This window comes from Marinicauda sp. Alg238-R41 (assembly GCF_947331485.1).
GTDB lineage: Bacteria > Pseudomonadota > Alphaproteobacteria > Caulobacterales > Maricaulaceae > Marinicauda > Marinicauda pacifica.
The window spans coordinates 482,118-500,801 of record NZ_CAMZOJ010000001.1; the positions used below are offsets into that span (position 1 = coordinate 482,118).

The following is an 18,684-nucleotide window of genomic DNA, read 5'->3' on the forward strand; positions in this document are numbered from 1 at the left end:
CCATGACGCTGCATTCCCTGGCCCTGTTCGCGGGCGCGATCTTTGTCCTGTTCATGACCCCCGGTCCCGGCAATGCCGCGATGATCGCGCGCACGCTCGACCGCGGCCCCGCCCATGGCGTGGCCTACGGGCTGGGAATCCTGACCGGAGACATCTTCTGGCTCACCGTCGCCATTACCGGTCTGTCGGCCGCCAGCCAGTTCGACAGCCTGGCTCTGATCATCAAGTTTGCCGGCGCCTGTGTGCTGCTCTGGTTCGCCTGGAACGCCTTTAACGGCTTTCTCAAGCCCAAACCGGCGGGGGCGCCGATTCCTGCGGTGACAAAGCGCGGCCTCGCCGCCACCTATCTGGTCGGCATCACCATGCCGCTCTCCAACCCGAAGGCGATCGTGTTCTACCTCTCCTTCCTGCCGGCCTTCTTCGACCTGTCACAGGTCACGCCGGTCAGCTATGCGGCCATGATCGCCATCATGCTCGCCATGTTCGTACTCTTCGCCGGGGCCTATGTGGGCCTGGCTCACCGGGCGCGCGACTTCCTGCTCACACGCGGCTTCCGGCGCTGGGCTGATCTTGCCACAGCGCTCGTGATGCTAGGCGTGGCCCTCCTGCTTCTCCTGCGCTAGAAACAACCCATGTCAGACGATACGAATCAGGAATATGGCGCCGACTCCATCAAGGTCCTCAAGGGCCTGGACGCCGTGCGCAAACGCCCCGGAATGTATATCGGCGATACCGATGACGGTTCCGGCCTGCACCACATGGTCTACGAGGTCGTGGATAACGCCATCGACGAAGCCCTCGCCGGCCATTGCAGCGAGGTCACTGTCAGCCTGCATGCCGACGGATCGGCCAGCGTGATGGATGACGGGCGCGGCATCCCGACCCAGATCCACACCGAGGAAGGCGTCTCCGCCGCGCAGGTCATCATGACCCAGCTGCACGCCGGGGGTAAGTTCGACCAGAATTCCTACAAGGTCTCCGGCGGCCTGCACGGGGTGGGAATCTCGGTCGTCAACGCGCTGTCCGAATGGCTGGACCTGACCATCTGGCGCAATGGCGACGAGCATGCCATGCGCTTCTGTCATGGCGAGCCGGAAAACGGGGAAGACCTGAAAGTCGTCGGCAAGGCGCCGATGCGCGAAAACGGCAAGCCCCTGACCGGCACGATGGTGCGCTTCCTGCCGAGCCAGCAAACCTTCTCCGACATCGTCTTCGAACGCACCCGCCTGCAGCACCGCCTGCGCGAGCTGGCCTTCCTCAATTCCGGCGTGCGCATCGTCCTGCGCGACGAACGCGAGACCGAAATCTGGGAGGATGTGCTGCAATACGAGGGCGGGGTCGCCGCCTTCGTCAAACACCTCGACCGCACCAAGTCGGCGCTGTTCACCGAACCGGTCCTGGTCACCGGCGAGCGCGAGGGCGTGACCGTCGAGGCCGCGCTGCAATGGAATGACAGCTACCACGAGAACGTGCTCTGCTTCACCAACAACATTCCCCAGCGCGATGGCGGCACGCACCTGGCCGGTTTCCGCGGCGCGCTGACGCGCGTCATCAACACCTATGCGGCCAATTCCGGGATCGCCAGCAAGGCCAAGGTCGCCATTACCGGCGACGATGCGCGCGAGGGTCTGACCTGCGTGCTGTCGGTCAAGGTGCCCGATCCCAAATTCTCGTCCCAGACCAAGGACAAGCTGGTCAGCTCCGAAGTGCGTCCGGCCGTCGAGGGCCTGATGAACGAGAAGCTGAACGAGTGGCTGGAAGAACACCCGGTCGAGGCCAAGCAGATCGTCGCCAAGATCGTCGAGGCCGCGACCGCGCGCGAGGCCGCGCGCAAGGCGCGCGAGCTGACACGGCGCAAGAGCGCGCTCGACATCACCTCGCTGCCCGGCAAGCTGGCTGACTGCCAGGAGAAAGACCCGGCGAAATCCGAACTCTTCATCGTCGAGGGTGATTCCGCCGGCGGCTCGGCCAAGCAGGGCCGTCACCGCGAATACCAGGCCATCCTGCCCCTGCGCGGCAAGATCCTCAACGTGGAACGCGCGCGCTTCGACAAGATGCTGGGCTCCGACCAGGTCGGCACGCTGATTACCGCGCTGGGCACCGGGATCGGGCGCGACCAGATCGATTACGACAAGCTGCGCTACCACAAGGTCGTCATCATGACCGACGCCGACGTGGACGGCGCGCACATCCGCACGCTCCTGCTCACCTTCTTCTACCGCCAGATGCCCGAGCTGATCGAGCGCGGCCATCTCTATATCGCCCAGCCGCCGCTCTACAAGGTCACGCGCGGCAAGTCCGAACGCTACATGACCGACCAGACGGAGATGGACAATTCGCTGATCGAGGAAGGCTCGGCCGAGGCCGCGCTGGAGCTCGACAACGGCGAAGTCCTCACCGGCCAGGATCTCGCCGAACGCGTCAAGGAAGCGCGCGGCGTCGTGCTGGCGCTCGAGCGCCTGACCGCCCGCGCCCCCGCCTTCGCCCTGGAAGCGGCGGCCCTGTCCGGCGCACTCCATCCCGACGTGACGCAGGCCCAGGCCGAGGATGTGGCCGCCCGCCTGGCGCGCTCGTCCGACGAGGGCGAACAGGACTGGTACGGCACGGTGGCCCCGGAAGGCTCGCTCATCGTCAAGCGCGAAGTGCGCGGCGTGACCGAGACCGTGATCCTGGACAACAAGATCCTCGCCAGCCCCGATGCGAAACGCCTGTCCGAACGCGCCGCGAACCTGGCGCGCGACTATACCGGCCCGGCCATTTTCCGCCGCAAGGGCGACGAGGCCGTGATCTACGGCCCGTGGGGTCTCGTGACCGCCGTCCAGAAAGCCGGCGCCAAGGGCATGAAGATCCAGCGCTACAAGGGTCTGGGCGAAATGAATCCGAGCCAGCTCTGGGAAACCACGCTCGACCCGGACGCCCGCTCCCTCCTGCGCGTCTCCGTCCAGGAAGCCGACACCGCCGACGAGCTCTTCAGCAAGCTCATGGGCGACGTCGTCGAACCGCGCCGCGACTTCATCCAGGAATTCGCCCTGGAAGCGGAGGTGGATGTTTAGGGTGGAAACTTGATCGAAAAGCCATCAAATAAGATTGGTGCACTAAATAGAGCTACCACTGGGCTTCAAATTCGCGACAGTCTTGGGGTGTTGGGCAAGATTGATCGATTCCGACATTTCCAAAAAAGATTGAACCTCCCCGGCTTTCCAAGCCCAAGAAAGTATAAATTTATGAACTCTCCCTTTGGATTTCCATGGGAGAGAGACCTATTGGCTGAAGCAGTGATCTGCAACGGCACCTACTTGGGTCAACGCTCTTTTCTTAATTTCAAAATATTACGCCAAGCAATAGGGCTTGCGCGAGAATACTCAATGAATAGCTCTTATAACTTCGAAGAAGTTAGTATTTGGAGCTATCTGTCTTCTATTTTATATCAACAGATGCCCGACCAACGACCGATAAATATCGATGACTTTATGATTTTCTTCAAAATATGAAAATCCTCAATTAGAGGAGGCATTCGTAGACACTTTTGGATCAGATGTAAAAACTTTATTTAATCATATTTTCCTTATATACGTGCTTTACATGGATGCAATCTTTATCAATTGGCCGCCTAAGGTAAATGGTGTAAAACTTGATATTCGAATTCTTGCAAAGATATTCGCCAAAATCTCAATGGATATTCAAGATCATCGCTCTATGGGCAGGAAGCATTCCTTAGTTGATAACACCGAGAAATTCCGCATTTCCACGTTTGTGAGCAAGCCGATCACAGTTATAAAAATCGGAGAACCTGAGATTTGGTGCCCATTCGTTGGCCACCTCATAAGAAGGCTTACTTATGGCTTATATTATGATCTCATTGAACACGATCAGTTCAAAAATTATATTGGGTACGCATTCGAACAATACATTGGCAATGTAATTACTGCAGCTTCGTCAAGGCCGTGGTATATATACAAGGAAGCTGTCAGTGGCCGCAAGAAGCCAAAATCTTCTGCTGATTGGCTGGTCGCTGATGCAGACGTTGCACTCTTCATTGAGTGTAAGTTTAGACGACCATTACTCGACTCCAAGACTGAACCGACAAACGAGGCAGCGATCCGTCGGGATTTAGGAGTTTATGCTTCGTTTGTGGCGCAAGCGATTATCGCAGCAGAGCGTGAACACGCCGGCCTATTTGATCGTGACCTACCGCCGGACTCCCGATACATCATGATAGTAACTCCGGAGGATTGGCACATATTGAGCAGCGCCAAGCATATCGAGGTGGATGAAATGTGCGCTCAGGAGTTAGAGCTAAAAGGATGCGATCGGAAGATCGCCGAAAATTATATTGTTCTAAATGCCGGAGCCAAGTCGTTTGAATTGTTTGTTCAGGCAGCAAATCACTTTGGCCTTAGCGAAGTATTGAAAACTCATGCGTCTGAAAACCACCGAAATGATTTTACTTCTGGCTTCGTAGTAAACAACTATGTCGGCGTCGACGGATTTGAACCGAAAAGCATTTGGCGCTCAGAGTTCGACAAGGTTTTCGACCTTTCCGGTCTGATTGATCGTGACGTGGCGACCGACATCTGACTGTTGCGTACGTAATGACAAAAACAATAACTCTCTTTCCCAGCGAAGGCTGGGACCCAGAGACCGTAGGACGCTGCGCGTCCTCTCTGGGTCCTGACTCTCGTCAGGAAAGAGGAGGGGAATATCTCCCCATTTATCCCCCTCCCCGCATTTCACTCCATACTGCTCTCACCTCACCGTGACTGACGGGGGCGCCTTCCGGAGCGTCCGAAGTGTGTGGCGGTGGGGGCGATGCCTCGAGTTCGCGCGGTCTAACGTCCCGTGCGGATGAAAGAGCGGCCGGTGGTGCTGTGCGGTCTGAAAGGGCCGCATTCCAGATACCGCCAGGCAGGATCGAGGAGGCGTGAAGGTCCGCCGGGGAGCCGCGTTGCCCCGCTTTAGATCCGGTGGAAACCCCGCGCAGACGTCCCGGCAGTGTCCGGGACACGATCCGGCAGGCCGGTGGAAATCCGCTACGCCAAAGGGTCTGGACGGCTGTAAAATCATCGTGGCGCGGGAGGCCCGTGGGCCTATCCATACAGCGCACTATTCCTACCGGTTCGCGATCCCTCCCGCGTCCCCCGTCTCTCATCCCTGCGCGGCAAACAGCCGGCGCAGGTGAACGTGCTGGGCGCATACACCTGGCACACCCCACGCCGAACCCCCGCCATTCCATCTCCGCTCCCGCTCCCCGGCGAAAGCCGGGGAGCAAGGGCAACTCTCTGCGTTTGCCGTCCGATGCTTCGAGGCTCGCCTGACGGCGAGCACCTCAGCATGAGGGGAGTGGGTTGGGGCTATGACTTTGAAATATATTTTCTATATCCGGGTCAGATGTCACCTGCGCCCTCATCCTGAGGTGGCCGCGCAGCGGCCCTCGAAGGATCGGATGACGACCTTGTCTGTCGGAACCCCGTCCTCTCCTGGATCCTGACTTTCGTCAGGAAAGAAGAAGCGAGGCGGCAGAAAGGGGGAGAAGAAAACATCCCCTCCCGCGTCACACGCCCTACCCTCGCCAGGCTCTTTCTCACGTGTGAACCCGCAACACCCCGCGAGCCCCCAAAACCGGCGCCGTGATAGTCGTAATAGTAGGAGGCGATCACCGCGTTTTCCGGCCGGGGAGTCTCACCGGACCCCGCGTCGGCGCACCGCACCCGATTTGTGACCTCGCCCCTCGCCAAGCGGGGGGTCTCGCCCTAAACCTTCCTACCGCATGTTTAAAACACTTGGACATATCGCTCGCCTGATGCGCGCGGCCTGGACGCTTGCGCGCCACGACGCGATCTTTCCGGCCGAGTACCAGCAGAGCCTGCCGGCTCCGGCGCGCGTTCTCGGCCGGTTCGCGCGCCTGATCGCCATTCGCGACCGGGCGTCCAATCCCGGCGAGCGCCTGGCCCGCGCGCTGGAGGAGCTGGGTCCGTCCTATGTGAAATTCGGCCAGGTCCTGGCCACACGCGCGGACGTGATCGGGGTTGAGTTCGCGCGCGGCCTGTCGCGCCTGCAGGACCGGATGGAGCCGTTCGGCGACGCGCGTGCCCGCGAGATCCTGCAGAGCGAGCTTGGCGCGCCGGTCGAGACGCTGTTTGCCGAGTTCGGCCCGCCGGTCGCGGCGGCCTCCATCGCCCAGGTGCACAAGGCGGTCACGCGCGATGGCGATACGGTCGCGGTGAAGATCTTGCGGCCCGATGTCGAGGCGCGCATCTATCGCGACATTGCCGCCCTGCGGCTTGGCGCGAAACTGGCCGAGGGACTGTTTCCAAAATCGCGCCGGCTGGAGCCGCGCGCCTTTGTCGAAACCATTGCCCGCTCGCTGCGCCTCGAACTCGATTTCCGCCTCGAAGCCGCCTCTGCGAGCGAGCTGAAGGAAGCCGCGGCGGCGGCGGAGAATTTCTTCATTCCCGACGTGGAATGGGCGTTGACCACCCGGCGCGTGCTCGTCACCGAATGGATCGACGCCATTCCCCTGACCGATATCGAGCGGGTCCGCGCGGCCGACATCGATCCGCTCAAGCTGTCCGAAGACATTACCGACGCCTTCCTGTCGACGGCGCTCGACCGGGGCGTGTTTCATGCCGACATGCATGCGGGCAATCTGTTCGTGACCGAGACCGGCCAGCTCTGGGCGGTCGATTTCGGCATCATGGGCCGGCTCGAAGCGTCCGAGCGGCGCTATCTCGCCCTCATCCTGCATGGCTTCCTGACGAAGAATTACGAGGCTGCGGCCGAAGCCCATTTCAGCGCCGGCTACGTGCCCGGCCGCCATTCCAAGGCCGATTTCGCCAGCGCGCTGCGCGCCGTCGCCGAGCCGATCTTCGGCAAGAAGGCGAGCGAAGTGCCGATGAGCCGCGTGCTGATGCAGCTGTTCGAGATCACCGATCTGTTCGACATGCGTCTGCAGCCCCAGCTCGTCCTGTTGCAGAAGACCATGGTGCAGGCCGAAGGCGTATGCCGCCTCCTGTCGAGCGAACACAATATGTGGAAGGCGTCGGAGGCCTCGGTCGAGCGCTTTATGCGCCGCGAGCTCGGTCCGGAGGGTCTGGTGCTCGACCTGGTCGAGGATCTCAAACGCGCCCGCAATGCGGTGCGGCGGCTGCCCGACACGCTGGCAACGCTGGAAGCGGCCGCCGATGCCGTGGTGGCGATGGAAGCGCGCAGCGCCGAACGCGCCGCCCGGCGCAGGAAGCAGCGCCCGCTGTGGATCACCGCCGCGATCGTCGGCGCCGCGGCGTGTGCCGGTGCGGTCCTGGCCGCCGCGATCCTGCTCTAGACCGACGCGGGCCCGCCCCGTGACCGGACGCTGGTTTCAGGCTAACACTGCGCTGTGCAGCCCCCCGGGGCGCGAAGGATTTGAAGAACGGCCATGAGTGACAAGCGCATTCTCCTGATCATCGGCGGCGGAATCGCCGCCTACAAGTCGCTGGAGCTGATCCGCGAGCTGAAGCGGCGCGCCATCGCCAGCCGCGCCATCCTGACCTCCGCAGCCAAGCACTTCGTCACGCCGATGAGTGTCTCTGCGCTGTCGGGCGACAAGGTTTATGACGATCTGTTCTCCCTGACCGACGAGGCGGAGATGGGCCATATCGAGCTGTCGCGTTCGGCCGATCTCATCGTGGTCTGCCCGGCCACGGCCGATCTGATGGCCAAGGCCGCTCACGGCATCTGCGACGATCTGGCGACCACGACGCTGCTGGCCACCGACACCGCGATCGTGATGGCCCCGGCCATGAATGTGCGCATGTGGCAGCACGAGGCGACGCAAGCCAATGCCGCCACGCTGCGCAGCCGCGGCGTCGAGATCATCGATCCCGACGAGGGCGAGATGGCGTGCGGGGAATTCGGCCCGGGACGTCTTGCCGAACCGGCCAGGATTGCCGACGTGATCGAGGCGCGGGTGTCGGCATGATCGCCCGGCCGCTGACCGGCAAGCGCATCGTCATCACCGCCGGACCCACGCTGGAGCCGATCGACCCGGTGCGCTTCCTGTCCAACCGGTCCTCGGGCAAGCAGGGCTATGCCATCGCCCAGACGCTCGCCAATGCGGGCGCCGACGTCATCCTCGTCTCAGGGCCGACCGCGCTGGATGTGCCGGAGGGCGTTCAGCGCATCGATGTGGAGAGTGCGCGCGACATGCTGGACGCGGTGGAGTCGGCGCTGCCGGCCGATGTCTTCATCGCCGTGGCCGCCGTGGCCGACTGGCGCCCCGCCGAGGCCTCCTCGCGCAAGCTGAAGGGCGAGAAGACCGCCCGCGCCGCGATCGAGCTGGTCGAAAACCCCGACATCCTCAAGACCATCGCCCATCTCGGGGTCAGGCGGCCGCGCCTGGTGATCGGGTTTGCGGCAGAGACCCACGATGTCGAGGCCGAGGCCGCCGCCAAGCGCACGCGCAAGGGCTGCGACTGGATTCTCGCCAACGACGTGTCCGGCGACGTGATGGGCGGAGACGCGAACGCGGCCCTGCTCATTACCGAAGAGCAGAGCGAACACTGGCCGCGGGCGCCGAAGGGCGAAATCGCGCAGCGCCTGACCGACCGGATCGCACGATTGTTTTCCACACCGGCTTCTTGCTAGGCTGACGCTCATCCAGCACGCACCGGCATTTCGGGCCAGCGCGTGGAGCGATCAGAAGAGATGATGCGATGAAATCACTTGTCCTGACCGGCGCCGCACTGGCGGCCCTCGGTTTCACCGGCGCGGCCTCAGCCGAATGCTACGCGATCAACGCAGAAAGCGAAGCCACCCCGCTTGACGGATATTCTCTGGAAACAGAGTCCAACCGCGAAGGCCTGATGGCCCCGCCGCCTGTCGGCGAAGATACGGTTGGCCTGCTCTGCGACCGGGCGACCATCGTGCCGCTGGAAAACGATTTCGAGATCCTGCGCCACAGCCTGCCGCTCTACATTCGCACGACCGGCGACGGCGACACGGTGCGCATGCTCTCGCTCGGCTATGAAGACGGCAATTATGTCGTTCAGATGCCCCAGGGCGAGCTGCAGGGCGATGAGCGCGAACAGATCATCGCCGCGCTGGAAGGGTTCAACGAGGGCGAGGCGGCCATCAACGCATATCTCGCCGCCCAGGAAGCCGAAGCCAACGGCGAAACACCGCAATAAGCGGCTGACGTGATGGCGCGAACCGGGCTAGGAGAGGGCGTATCTGTCCTGTCCTAGCCCGGTTGTGCCCATGTCCGAGTCCAGTCCCGTCACCGTTCGAATTAAAGCGCTGCCCCATTTCGAAGGCCTCGACCTGCCGCGCTACCAGACACCCGGCTCGGCAGGCATGGATCTGCCGGCCGCGATACCCGAAGACGAGCCAGTCGTGCTCCAGCCGGGCGAATGGCAGCTGATTCCGGTCGGACTCGCCATCGCGCTGCCCAACGGATACGAGGCGCAGATTCGGCCCCGCTCCGGGCTGGCCGCCAAGTTCGGCATTTCCTGCGTGAACACGCCCGGAACCGTAGATGCCGACTATCGCGGCGAGCTCCGCGTCAACCTCATCAATCACGGCAGGGAACGGTTCATCGTGCGGCGCGGCGAGCGTATCGCGCAGATGATCATCGCCCCGGTCACCCAGGCCAGGCTCGAAGCCGTCGAGACGCTGGACGAAACCAGCCGCGGCGAAGGCGGCTTCGGTTCCACCGGCGTCTAGCTCAGCAGACCCGGCGGCAGCGGATCGCAATAGCTGCGCACGTCGAAAATCCGCGGATCGACGACAAGGTCGCTCGGCGCCAACCCGCGCGACAGTTCCAGCCCCTCCAGGGAGCGGGCCCGCGACAGCGCGACATAGGCCTGACCATGGGCGAACAGGCGCCCCGGCAGGTCGAGAAAGACCTGGTCCAGCGTCAGACCTTGCGCCTTGTGGATGGTCATCGCCCAGGCCAGGCGCAACGGATATTGCTCGAAGGCGCCGAGCGTTTCCTTTTTCAGAGCCTCGGTCTTGGCGTCGAAGCCGTAGCGGTGGCGTTCCCATTTGACCGGCTCGACGGTGTGGATGTCACCATTGACCCGGACCCGCACCCCCTCGGCAGAGAAACTCGCCACCTCGCCAAGCGACCCGTTGACCCAGCGGCCCGCCGGATCGTTGCGGATGAGCATGACCCGGGCGCCCGGTTTGAGGATGAGCGGATCGTCGGTCGGACGCACCCTCTCCTCGAACTCGCCCTCCACCTTTCCGGGCAGGAGGCGCGGCTCCCCCACCAGCGCGTCGAGGCGGGCAGAGTTGATCCGGGCGGCGGCGGCGTTGGTCGGTGTCAGGACCACGTGGGTGGCACTGGCCTCGAGTGCGCTGCGCCCGGTAACGCGTTCATTGAGCGTACGCCCTTGTTCGCGCCGGATCTCACCCTCACGGATCGCGTTGAGGATCTCGATGAAATCGGGATCGCTCTGCCGGTAGACGGTCTCGAGCTCCACGAGGGTGAAGCCCGCATCGCGAAAGGCCGGCGTATGGAAGAAGAAGGGGCCGCCATAGGCCATCTCCAGATAGCCCGCCTCCTCGCCCTGCACGATCGGGGGAAGCTGGGCCAGGTCGCCCACCAGCACCATCTGCACCCCGCCAAAGGGGGCGGAGACATCCCGGTTCATGCGCAGCGCCGCATCGATGGCCCACATCATGTCGGACCGGACCATGGAGATCTCGTCGATCACCAGCACCTTCAGCGCCTTGATCGCGCGGGCATTCTTCAGCCGCTTCACATCGCCGGGCTGGATCAGCCGCGGCGGCAGCCGGAAGAAGGAATGCAGGGTCTGCCCGCCGGCATGCATCGCGGCCACGCCGGTCGGCGCCAGAACCGCCGCGTCCGGCCCGAGCCGTTTCAGCAGCGCTCGCGTCAGCGTCGTCTTGCCCGTCCCGGCCCGCCCGGTCAGGAAGACATTCGCCCTTGTGTCGACGATATAGTCGAGCAGGCGGGCCTGTTCTTCGGACAGGGAAGGCGAAAGCGGAGCGTTCACGGGGCGGGATGTCCTGGCTGACAGAGGCGACGCGGCCAGCTTGACGCGCTTTGCCCGTCCGCGCCACAGCGCGAACTGTCCCCCTCCCATCGCGCCCATGCTAGAAAGTCGGCTCGACCCGCCTGGAGCCCGACATGTCCGTCGATATCGACCGCCACGCCCGCCATATCCTGCTCAGGGAGATTGGCGGCCCCGGCCAGCAGAAGCTCGGCCGCGCATCGATTCTGATCGTCGGCGCCGGCGGCCTGGGCTCGCCTGCTGCGCTCTACCTGGCCGCCGCCGGCATTGGCCGCCTGCGAATTGTCGACCCCGATACGGTCAGCTTGGACAATCTCCAGCGCCAGATCCTGTTTCGCAGTGGCGATGTCGGCGCCTCGAAAGCCGAGCGCGCGGCGGCAACGCTGGCCGCGCTCGACCCGAATGTGACCGTGGAACCGGTTGTGGGGCGCGCGACATCCGGGACGCTGCCAGACCTGATGGACGGGATGAGCCTCGTCCTGGACGGCTGCGACAGTTTCGAGACCCGTTTCGCGGTCAATGGGGCTGCGGCGGACGCCGGCCTGCCGCTCATCTCGGGCGCCGTCGGCCGCTGGGACGGTCAGGTCGGCGTCTTCGCGCCGCATCTGGGACCCGATCAACCCTGCTATCAATGTCTCGTGCCGGAGGCGCCGCCCGATGCAGCCACCTGCGCCGAAGTCGGCATTGTGGGCGCCCTCACCGGCGTCATCGGCTCACTCATGGCTCTGGAAGCCATCAAGCTGGTTACCGGGGCCGGGACGCCGCTGCTGGGCCGGTTGCACATCCAGGACACGCTGGCGGCCGAGGCCCGTGTTGTGCGCGTGGCCAGGGACCCGGCCTGCGCTGTCTGTGGAAATAGAAATTCCTAATTCTTGCGTGATTTGGGTGGTGGGGGCTTAGTCGAGGTCCCGCCGGTCGCCTTTCCAGCCCTGCCGCCGGACTCTTTCGGCGACCCACTCTCGTTAACCTTTGTAGGTCTGTCGGAAGGCGGACGTGATTTGGGGCCGTCACTCTTTCTATCGGGCATGTCAATTAACCTCAGAATCTTCGTTGTGTGTTGTAGCGCTAAGATTCTCGGCTTGAGCACTAAAGCCCCAGATTGCGAGAATCAGACCAAGTATCACGGCTCCTAGAGAAGCTAGATTTAGCAGATTCGTCGTGATCGAGTAGAATTTACACTGAGAAATCGCACGGCGCTCTTTTGTATCGTCAAATTGGCCATCGTCAATCTCGGCCTTTCTACGAAGATAGTCTTCATCCCACTGATTAATTTCTGCCTTTTTTAGCTGAGAAGAAGCGAGGTAAGATAAGAGGTTGGCTAAAAGCGTGACGACGAAGCACCCTACTGCGAAGTAAATAACGGGCGAGAAGCGACCAAAAATCTCTGCCAATGAAATAACAACTGCGACGGCGCCACCACTTAGTAGCGTGATAGCCTTATCAAACGATCGTTCTTGCTCAGCTAAGAGGGAGAGCAATGTTTGACGATGTTGCAAAAAATCGGATTTCAGAAGTGCGAGCTTCTGGCCTTTATCCACTTCCCAGCCCCCCGATCTACAAGCACGCGAGTCGGTCTCGAGCTTGATGTGTGAAGTGCCTCAAGCGTGAGCATTTATAATTATAACCACTTAAATGCGCTGAGACTACTCCGGCGGTTCGTCCTTGGCGTCACGCGGACGCCGCCGCGACACCCGGTCCTGGAAGATCGCCGCCAGTGCCGCGCCCGTCATCAGGCCAGCTATGACGCCATAGGCGATATTGCCCACCAGCCAGGCGATCAGCGGCATCGCGACAACTCCGGCCGCAAAGCCGGCTATCAACGCCTTGATGCGTGTTCGGGTGCCCTGACCTTCAGACGCCATCAGCGGCGTTTCCTGACCTTCTTTTCACCGCGGCGCGCCAGGAACAGCACACCGGCGAACGCGACGGCGAATGCCACCCCGACGGCCGCGCCGCTGAGCCAGCTGCCCATCAGAATCGAGAACAGGGCGCCCAGCAGCACCGCGATGCCGATCAGCATCACGAAGACGCGGGGCGGGGGAAGAGTCGATTTATTCTGTTTCACCAGTGATATCCCGATAGAGCGTCCAGATCATGCGTTCGGTCGTGATGAAACCCCAATCCCAGTCCTCATGGAAGTCCGAGAGGGGGTTGGCGGCCTGAATGGCGTCGAGGCCCATGCCCTGATCGACCAGCTCCGCGACGCGGGCGCGCGCCTGCGTCAGCATGTCGATGCTCGCTTCCAGATCGGTTTCATCGGAGAGCGGGCCGTGACCGGCAATGATCTGCGTGTCGGCCTCGGCGCGATCGACGATCATCTGCATGCCGTCGATATAGCCCTGCACCGTCCCGCCATTGTCCAGATCGATATACGGGTAGCGGCCGGAGAAGAGCAGGTCACCGGCGTGGATCACATTGGCATCCTCGAAATGGATGAAGAGGTCGCCATCGGTATGAGCGTTCGGCGCGTGATAGAATCGCGCAGTCTGGCCGTTCATCGTGACGAAGTCGCCTTCACCCACATTGACCGTCGGCAGGGAAGCGCCGGACAGCGGATCGGGGGTGTTTCCGGAGAGCTGCGACGTCACCGGATCGACCAGGGCCGGGCGGACATTGGGATGGGCCATCACCGTGGCGCCGCGCTCGGCAAAATAGGCATTGCCCTGCACATGGTCGCCGTGGAGATGGGTGTTCAGCACCAGATCGACCTCCCGGCCGTCCGAAAGCGCCTTCTGGGCCTCGTCCAGCAGCGGGGCGAACGGCGCCATCTGCGTGTCGATCATGAAGACCCCGTCTTCGCCGATCAGCACGCCGACATTGCCGGCCCGGTCGGTACGCAGCTCGTAAATCCCGTTCCCGAGATCGGTAGTGGCAACCTCGACCTCCTGCTGGGCGAACGATGCGCCGGTCAGCGCGGTGGTAACGGCAAGCGCGGTAGCAAGCGTGCGGATCATGAAAACCTCTCCGTCCAGATTGTCTCTGCAGGGCGAAGATGGGGCGGTGCGGGGCCGACGTCCAGCACTGTCGCCTTAACCTGCGATTCACCGTGTCGCCCGACACTCGATGCCATGCGGCTTTTGAGTGTGATTCTCCTTCTGGCAAGTCTCGCCGCCGGGCTTCCCCCGGCGATGGCGCAGAGCTGTGACACTCATTCCGGACTGCCCGTTCCCCGCTTTGTCTCGCTCAAGTTCGAAAGCGTGAACGGCCGGTCCGGACCTTCGCTCGGCCATCCGATCGCCTGGGAATATGTCCGGGCCGGCCTGCCCATGGAAGTGACGGCGGAGACAGCCGACTGGCGCCGGGTTCGCGATCCGGGCGACGAGGAGACCTGGATGCACCGGCGTGTGCTGTCCGGTCGCCGTTCGGTCCTGCTTCAGGAGGATACCGCGCTTCGGGCCCGCCCCGAGACCGAAGGGGTCATCGAAGCCGAAGCCGAGGGAGGCGCGGTTCTCTGGCTTGAACGTTGCCGGACCGGCTGGTGCCGGGTGGAAGCAGGCGGAGAGCGCGGCTGGGTTCCTGCCCGGGCCCTGTGGGGCGTCTACGAGCATGAACGCGATCCGGCCGCCGAGCCGCCTGCGTCCGCGCAGTGCACCTCCGCAGGCATCGACGACAGCACCGGGCTGAGCGACTAGTCCGCCTGCCTCTTTTCTCGTGTATGATCCATGCTAGACAGGAGCTGACAGCACCCCTCGGGGCGCGCCGGGCCGGCTCATGGCCCAGCCAATCAAGGACCCATCCCTCTTGACCCAGTTTGAACGCAAGAACAGCTATTCCTACGAAGACCTTCTGGCCTGCGGCCATGGCGAGCTTTTCGGGCCGGGCAATGCCCAGCTGCCCCTGCCGCCAATGCTGATGTTCGACCGCATCGAGACCATAACCCAGGATGGCGGCGCTCACGGCAAGGGTCACATCGTCGCCGAGCTCGACATCGATCCGGAGCTCTGGTTCTTCAAATGCCATTTCGAAGGCGATCCGGTGATGCCGGGCTGCCTGGGCCTGGACGCAATGTGGCAGCTGGTCGGCTTTTTCCTTGGCTGGTCGGGTGCGCCCGGCAAGGGCCGCGCGCTGGGCGTGGGCGAGGTGAAATTCACCGGCCAGGTCACGCCCGGCGTCAAACACGTGCGATATGTGATTGATCTCAAGCGGGTCATCATGCGCAAGCTTGTACTCGGCATTGCCGATGGCCACGTGGAAGCTGACGGGCAGGTTATCTACACTGCCAAGGACATGCGGGTCGGTCTGTTCCGCCCGGAAGAAATGTCGAAATCGGGAGCGAGTGCATGAGGCGAGTTGTCGTCACGGGCATCGGGATCGTTTCTGCCATTGGCGAAAACGCCGATGCGGTTGCCAAAAGCTTGAAGGCCGGCAAGTCAGGCGTCGTCAAGGCGCAAGACTATGCCGATCTCGGTTTTCGGTGCCAGGTTCACGCGCGTCCTTCGGTTAATCCGGCCGAGCATGTGGACAAGCGCGCCTATCGCTTCATGGGCGAAGGCTCAGGCTGGTGCTACATGTCGATGGAGCAGGCCATTGCCGATGCCGGCCTGGCGCCCGATGAGGTCAGCCATGAGCGCACTGGCCTGATCGTCGGCACCGGCGGCCCTTCGACCGAGGCGATCGTCAAGGCTGCCGACATCACGCGCGAAAAAGGTCCCAAGCGGATCGGTCCGTTTGCCGTACCCAAGGCGATGTGCTCCACCGCGTCGGCCACGCTCGCCACGCCGTTCAAGATCAAGGGCCTGAACTATTCGATCAGCTCGGCCTGCACGACCTCGCTGCACTGCATGGGCGCGGCTGCCGAGCAGATTGCCTGGGGCAAGCAGGACATCGTCTTCGCCGGCGGCGGGGAAGAGCTCGAATGGTCGCTGTCCAACCTCTTCGATGCGATGGGGGCGATGAGCAGCGGCTATAACGAGACGCCGGAGAAGGCCTCGCGGCCGTTCGACAAGAACCGCGACGGCTTCGTCATTGCCGGCGGCGCCGGTATCGTGGTGCTTGAGGAATATGAGCGGGCCAAGGCCCGCGGCGCGACGATCTACGCCGAAATCCTGGGTTATGGCGCGACCAGCGACGGGTATGACATGGTCGCCCCGTCCGGCGAAGGCGCCGCGCGGTCGATGAAGCTCGCCCTGGATGAAGCCGGCGGCCGCACGGTCGACTATATCAACCCGCATGCCACGGCGACGCCGGTCGGCGACATCGCAGAAGCACGCGCCATCCGCGAAGTCTTTGGCGCGAAGCCTCCGCTCATCTCGGGCACCAAGTCGATGACCGGCCACTGTCTCGGCGGCGCCGGCGTCCAGGAAGCCATCTATTGCCTCCTCATGATGCGTGACGGCTTCGTGGCGCCCTCGATCAATATCGAGGAGATGGACCCGGAAATCGGCGATCTGCCTGTCGTCACCGAAACGAAGCACCAGGAGGTCAATACCTGCCTGTCCAATTCCTTCGGTTTTGGCGGCACGAACGGGACGCTGATCATGGGCCGGCCGGACTAGGCCTGGCGTTCACACGCGCATGAAAAAGGCCGCGGCTACGCCGCGGCCTTTTTTGCTTGTCACGTTTCCCAAAATCCCGGACGCGCTCGAAGAGCGCGGACCGGGGATACAGACTTGTCTGCCTATTCCGCCTTCACCCGGACAGGCTCCGCGAACATCGGCGCGATCTGCAAATTCTTGGCCCAGTTCAGCTTTTCGAAAATCAGAAGAGCCGTGCCGTTATAGTCGACGATGCGGTTGATCAGGCCCTTGCGCGGCAGGTGCAGGGCGCTGGCCGGATAGTCGTGGTGATGGCCGTGAATGGCTTCTCCGCCGGTCAGCAGCGCGAGCATCCATTCCAGCCAGGCCGGCGCCTTGAGGTGACCGACCACATTCACACCCAGCGTTGTGGCGTGAAACTGCACACCACGCGCCGTCACGGCCGAGGCATGCAGCAGGAAGGTCAGGAGCAGCGAGCCGCCCGTCAACGCCACGATGGCGTAGATCGCCGCCGGCACGAGCAGGTGGATCAGCAGGCTCATCAGATTGTAGTTGCGGTCAACGAAAGACACGCCCGGGATGTCGCGCAGCCACATCGCCAGGGGACGCTTCATGTCATTGCGGTCGCGCCAGATCAGCCAGCCGATCCAGGCCCAGGCCTTGCTCTCGTGCGGATTGTGCGGATCGCCCGGCTTGTCGGACAGGCGGTGGTGCTGGGAGTGGTAATTGACCCAGTCCTTGATCTCGCCCTGCATGGCGACGAGGCAATGCACGAGCGTGAGAATCTGGGCCGGCCATTTCAGCTCACCCGCCTTGTGCTGCCAGATCCGGTGCAGGACGCCGATACCCAGATTGCAGACGACCAGCGTGGCGGCACCCACGGCCATTGCGAGCGGCACGAACCACCAGGAGAAGGCGAGACTGTCGAGGGCAAGGCCCGCGACGATCGCGCCAACGACGCCGACGACGCCGAGCAGCGGATAGATGATGGCAGCAAACACGCTGGGCCAATTCAGGTTGGCCCAGGTCTTTTCGATGGATTGGGAGCGGGCGATTGGGGTTCGGCTCATGGAACGACAAGTCCTAGTCGACGGGGACCGCGGAGTGCACGGCCTCGGCAGGGGCAGATCAGAAGTGTCTCACGGTCTGGCGGCGCTCAAAAGAGCACGGCTCACTTACAGAAACACAATTCCTGTTGTTGAAAGCTTGCGCAAGCGCGCAAGGCGTGGCTCGACGCGTGAAAGTCCATCTTGTATGTCCAGACGGGAGTTGAAGATTGGGCGGCAGTCCCGCCGCAGAGCGGACGCAACGCCAAGCCGTTGTGTTCTGGATATCCGACAAAGAGGGCCATTCCATGTCCGACACCGTTTTCCCCGCCGGCGATCTGATGAAGGGCAAGCGCGGCCTCGTCATGGGCGTCGCGAACAAGAACTCCATTGCCTGGGGGATTGCCCGGCAGCTGCATGCCCAGGGCGCGGAACTGGCCTTCTCCTACCAGGACGAAGCGCTGGAAAAGCGCGTGCGTCCGCTGGTTGAAAGCCTCGGCGACGAGCCTTTCATGGTGACCGCCGACGTGTCTGACGACGCCTCCATGGAAGCCTGCTTCAAGACCCTTGAAGACAAGTGGGGCAGACTGGATTTCCTGGTCCATGCGATCGCCTTTGCCGGCAAGGACGAGCTGCAGGGCAGCTTCACCCACAACACCACGCGCGAAGGCTTCAGGCGCGCCATGGACATTTCGGCGTATTCCTTCGTCGATGCCTCGCGCCGCGCCAGCGCGCTCATGCCCTCGAAGGATGAGGGCGGCGGCTCGATCATCTCGATGACCTATCTCGGCTCCGAACGCGTCGTGCCCAATTACAACGTGATGGGCGTGGCCAAGGCGGCCCTGGAAGCCTCGACCCGCTACATCGCCCGCGATCTCGGCCCGCTCGGAATTCGCGTGAACGCGATCTCGGCCGGCCCGATGCGCACACTGGCCATGGCCGGGATTTCCGGCGGCCGCACCCTGATGAAGACGGGCAAGGACTGGTCCATGCTCAAGGAAGACACCACGATCGAAGGCGTGGCGGGTTCGGCCCTCTACCTGCTCTCCGATCTGGGCAAGTCGTGCACCGGCGAAGTCCTGCATGTCGATGCCGGTTTCCACGCGGTCGGCGTCCCCGATATCGAGGAATAGCCCGCCGCACTGCGTC

At 62.8% G+C, this 18,684-nt stretch carries 18 protein-coding genes and 1 pseudogene; 13 read left to right on the top strand and 6 right to left on the bottom strand.

Going from position 1 to position 18,684, the window contains the following annotated elements; genetic code table 11:
* Positions 1-2: 2 nt before the first annotated feature.
* From PGP17_RS02210 to dut, 8 genes and pseudogenes are all read left to right on the top strand, one after another.
* Positions 3-623 carry a LysE family translocator gene (locus PGP17_RS02210; RefSeq protein ID WP_270374090.1) on the top strand — a complete coding sequence of 207 codons (621 nt, stop codon included), beginning with the start codon at positions 3-5 and terminating at the stop codon, positions 621-623.
* A 9-nt stretch (positions 624-632) separates the two neighbouring features.
* The gene (gyrB, locus tag PGP17_RS02215) at positions 633-3,053 is read left to right on the top strand and encodes a DNA topoisomerase (ATP-hydrolyzing) subunit B (RefSeq protein WP_270374091.1); all 2,421 of its coding nucleotides are present in this window, start codon (positions 633-635) and stop codon (positions 3,051-3,053) included.
* Positions 3,054-3,062: 9 nt separating this feature from the next.
* Entirely contained in the window at positions 3,063-3,491 is a 429-nt protein-coding gene (locus PGP17_RS02220; RefSeq protein WP_270374092.1) for a hypothetical protein, read from the top strand.
* Between the two features lie 91 nt (positions 3,492-3,582).
* Positions 3,583-4,578, top strand: coding sequence for a hypothetical protein (locus PGP17_RS02225; protein ID WP_270374093.1), 996 nt, complete (start codon positions 3,583-3,585; stop codon positions 4,576-4,578).
* A gap of 1,189 nt (positions 4,579-5,767) precedes the next feature.
* Complete coding sequence (gene ubiB / locus PGP17_RS02230) at positions 5,768-7,321, top strand: 2-polyprenylphenol 6-hydroxylase (RefSeq protein ID WP_270374094.1); 1,554 nt, start codon at positions 5,768-5,770, stop codon at positions 7,319-7,321.
* 93 nt (positions 7,322-7,414) lie between these two features.
* Positions 7,415-8,622, top strand: a pseudogene (gene coaBC / locus PGP17_RS14925) (bifunctional phosphopantothenoylcysteine decarboxylase/phosphopantothenate--cysteine ligase CoaBC).
* Between the two features lie 68 nt (positions 8,623-8,690).
* A complete protein-coding gene (locus PGP17_RS02245) occupies positions 8,691-9,164 on the top strand; it encodes a hypothetical protein (RefSeq protein WP_135945683.1) in 474 nt (157 codons plus the stop codon).
* A 70-nt stretch (positions 9,165-9,234) separates the two neighbouring features.
* On the top strand, positions 9,235-9,699 hold the full coding sequence (gene dut / locus PGP17_RS02250; protein WP_135945682.1) for a dUTP diphosphatase: 465 nt from the start codon (positions 9,235-9,237) through the stop codon (positions 9,697-9,699).
* Here dut and PGP17_RS02255 read toward each other — a convergent pair.
* Positions 9,696-10,997: an ATP-dependent DNA helicase gene (locus tag PGP17_RS02255; protein ID WP_270374097.1), complete on the bottom strand. Its 1,302-nt coding sequence runs from the start codon at positions 10,995-10,997 to the stop codon at positions 9,696-9,698. The genes dut and PGP17_RS02255 overlap by 4 nt on opposite strands.
* 134 nt (positions 10,998-11,131) lie before the next feature.
* Here PGP17_RS02255 and PGP17_RS02260 point away from each other — a divergent pair, with 134 nt between their 5' ends.
* Positions 11,132-11,884, top strand: coding sequence for a HesA/MoeB/ThiF family protein (locus PGP17_RS02260; RefSeq protein ID WP_270374098.1), 753 nt, complete (start codon positions 11,132-11,134; stop codon positions 11,882-11,884).
* Between the two features lie 159 nt (positions 11,885-12,043).
* Here PGP17_RS02260 and PGP17_RS02265 read toward each other — a convergent pair whose 3' ends face one another.
* The 4 genes from PGP17_RS02265 to PGP17_RS02280 form a co-directional block, all read right to left on the bottom strand.
* On the bottom strand, positions 12,044-12,553 hold the full coding sequence (locus tag PGP17_RS02265; protein WP_135945680.1) for a hypothetical protein: 510 nt from the start codon (positions 12,551-12,553) through the stop codon (positions 12,044-12,046).
* A 105-nt stretch (positions 12,554-12,658) separates the two neighbouring features.
* Positions 12,659-12,877, bottom strand: a complete 219-nt coding sequence (locus tag PGP17_RS02270) for a hypothetical protein (RefSeq protein WP_135945679.1) — start codon at positions 12,875-12,877, stop codon at positions 12,659-12,661.
* On the bottom strand, positions 12,877-13,035 hold the full coding sequence (locus PGP17_RS02275; protein ID WP_270374099.1) for a hypothetical protein: 159 nt from the start codon (positions 13,033-13,035) through the stop codon (positions 12,877-12,879). The genes PGP17_RS02270 and PGP17_RS02275 overlap by 1 nt, the downstream gene beginning before the upstream one ends.
* A gap of 31 nt (positions 13,036-13,066) precedes the next feature.
* Complete coding sequence (locus PGP17_RS02280; protein ID WP_270374100.1) at positions 13,067-13,969, bottom strand: MBL fold metallo-hydrolase; 903 nt, start codon at positions 13,967-13,969, stop codon at positions 13,067-13,069.
* Between the two features lie 114 nt (positions 13,970-14,083).
* On the opposite strand from PGP17_RS02280, the gene PGP17_RS02285 reads away from it, so the two are divergent.
* The 3 genes from PGP17_RS02285 to fabB all read left to right on the top strand — a co-directional run bounded on the left by PGP17_RS02285 (position 14,084) and on the right by fabB (position 16,510).
* A complete protein-coding gene (locus PGP17_RS02285; protein WP_270374101.1) occupies positions 14,084-14,647 on the top strand; it encodes an SH3 domain-containing protein in 564 nt (187 codons plus the stop codon).
* A 109-nt stretch (positions 14,648-14,756) separates the two neighbouring features.
* On the top strand, positions 14,757-15,299 hold the full coding sequence (fabA, locus tag PGP17_RS02290; RefSeq protein ID WP_270374102.1) for a 3-hydroxyacyl-[acyl-carrier-protein] dehydratase FabA: 543 nt from the start codon (positions 14,757-14,759) through the stop codon (positions 15,297-15,299).
* On the top strand, positions 15,296-16,510 hold the full coding sequence (gene fabB / locus PGP17_RS02295) for a beta-ketoacyl-ACP synthase I (protein WP_270374103.1): 1,215 nt from the start codon (positions 15,296-15,298) through the stop codon (positions 16,508-16,510). The genes fabA and fabB overlap by 4 nt, the downstream gene beginning before the upstream one ends.
* 122 nt (positions 16,511-16,632) lie before the next feature.
* Here fabB and PGP17_RS02300 read toward each other — a convergent pair whose 3' ends face one another.
* Complete coding sequence (locus PGP17_RS02300; protein ID WP_270374104.1) at positions 16,633-17,559, bottom strand: acyl-CoA desaturase; 927 nt, start codon at positions 17,557-17,559, stop codon at positions 16,633-16,635.
* A gap of 284 nt (positions 17,560-17,843) precedes the next feature.
* Here PGP17_RS02300 and PGP17_RS02305 point away from each other — a divergent pair, with 284 nt between their 5' ends.
* Positions 17,844-18,668, top strand: coding sequence for an enoyl-ACP reductase FabI (locus tag PGP17_RS02305; protein ID WP_270374105.1), 825 nt, complete (start codon positions 17,844-17,846; stop codon positions 18,666-18,668).
* Positions 18,669-18,684 lie beyond the last annotated feature (16 nt).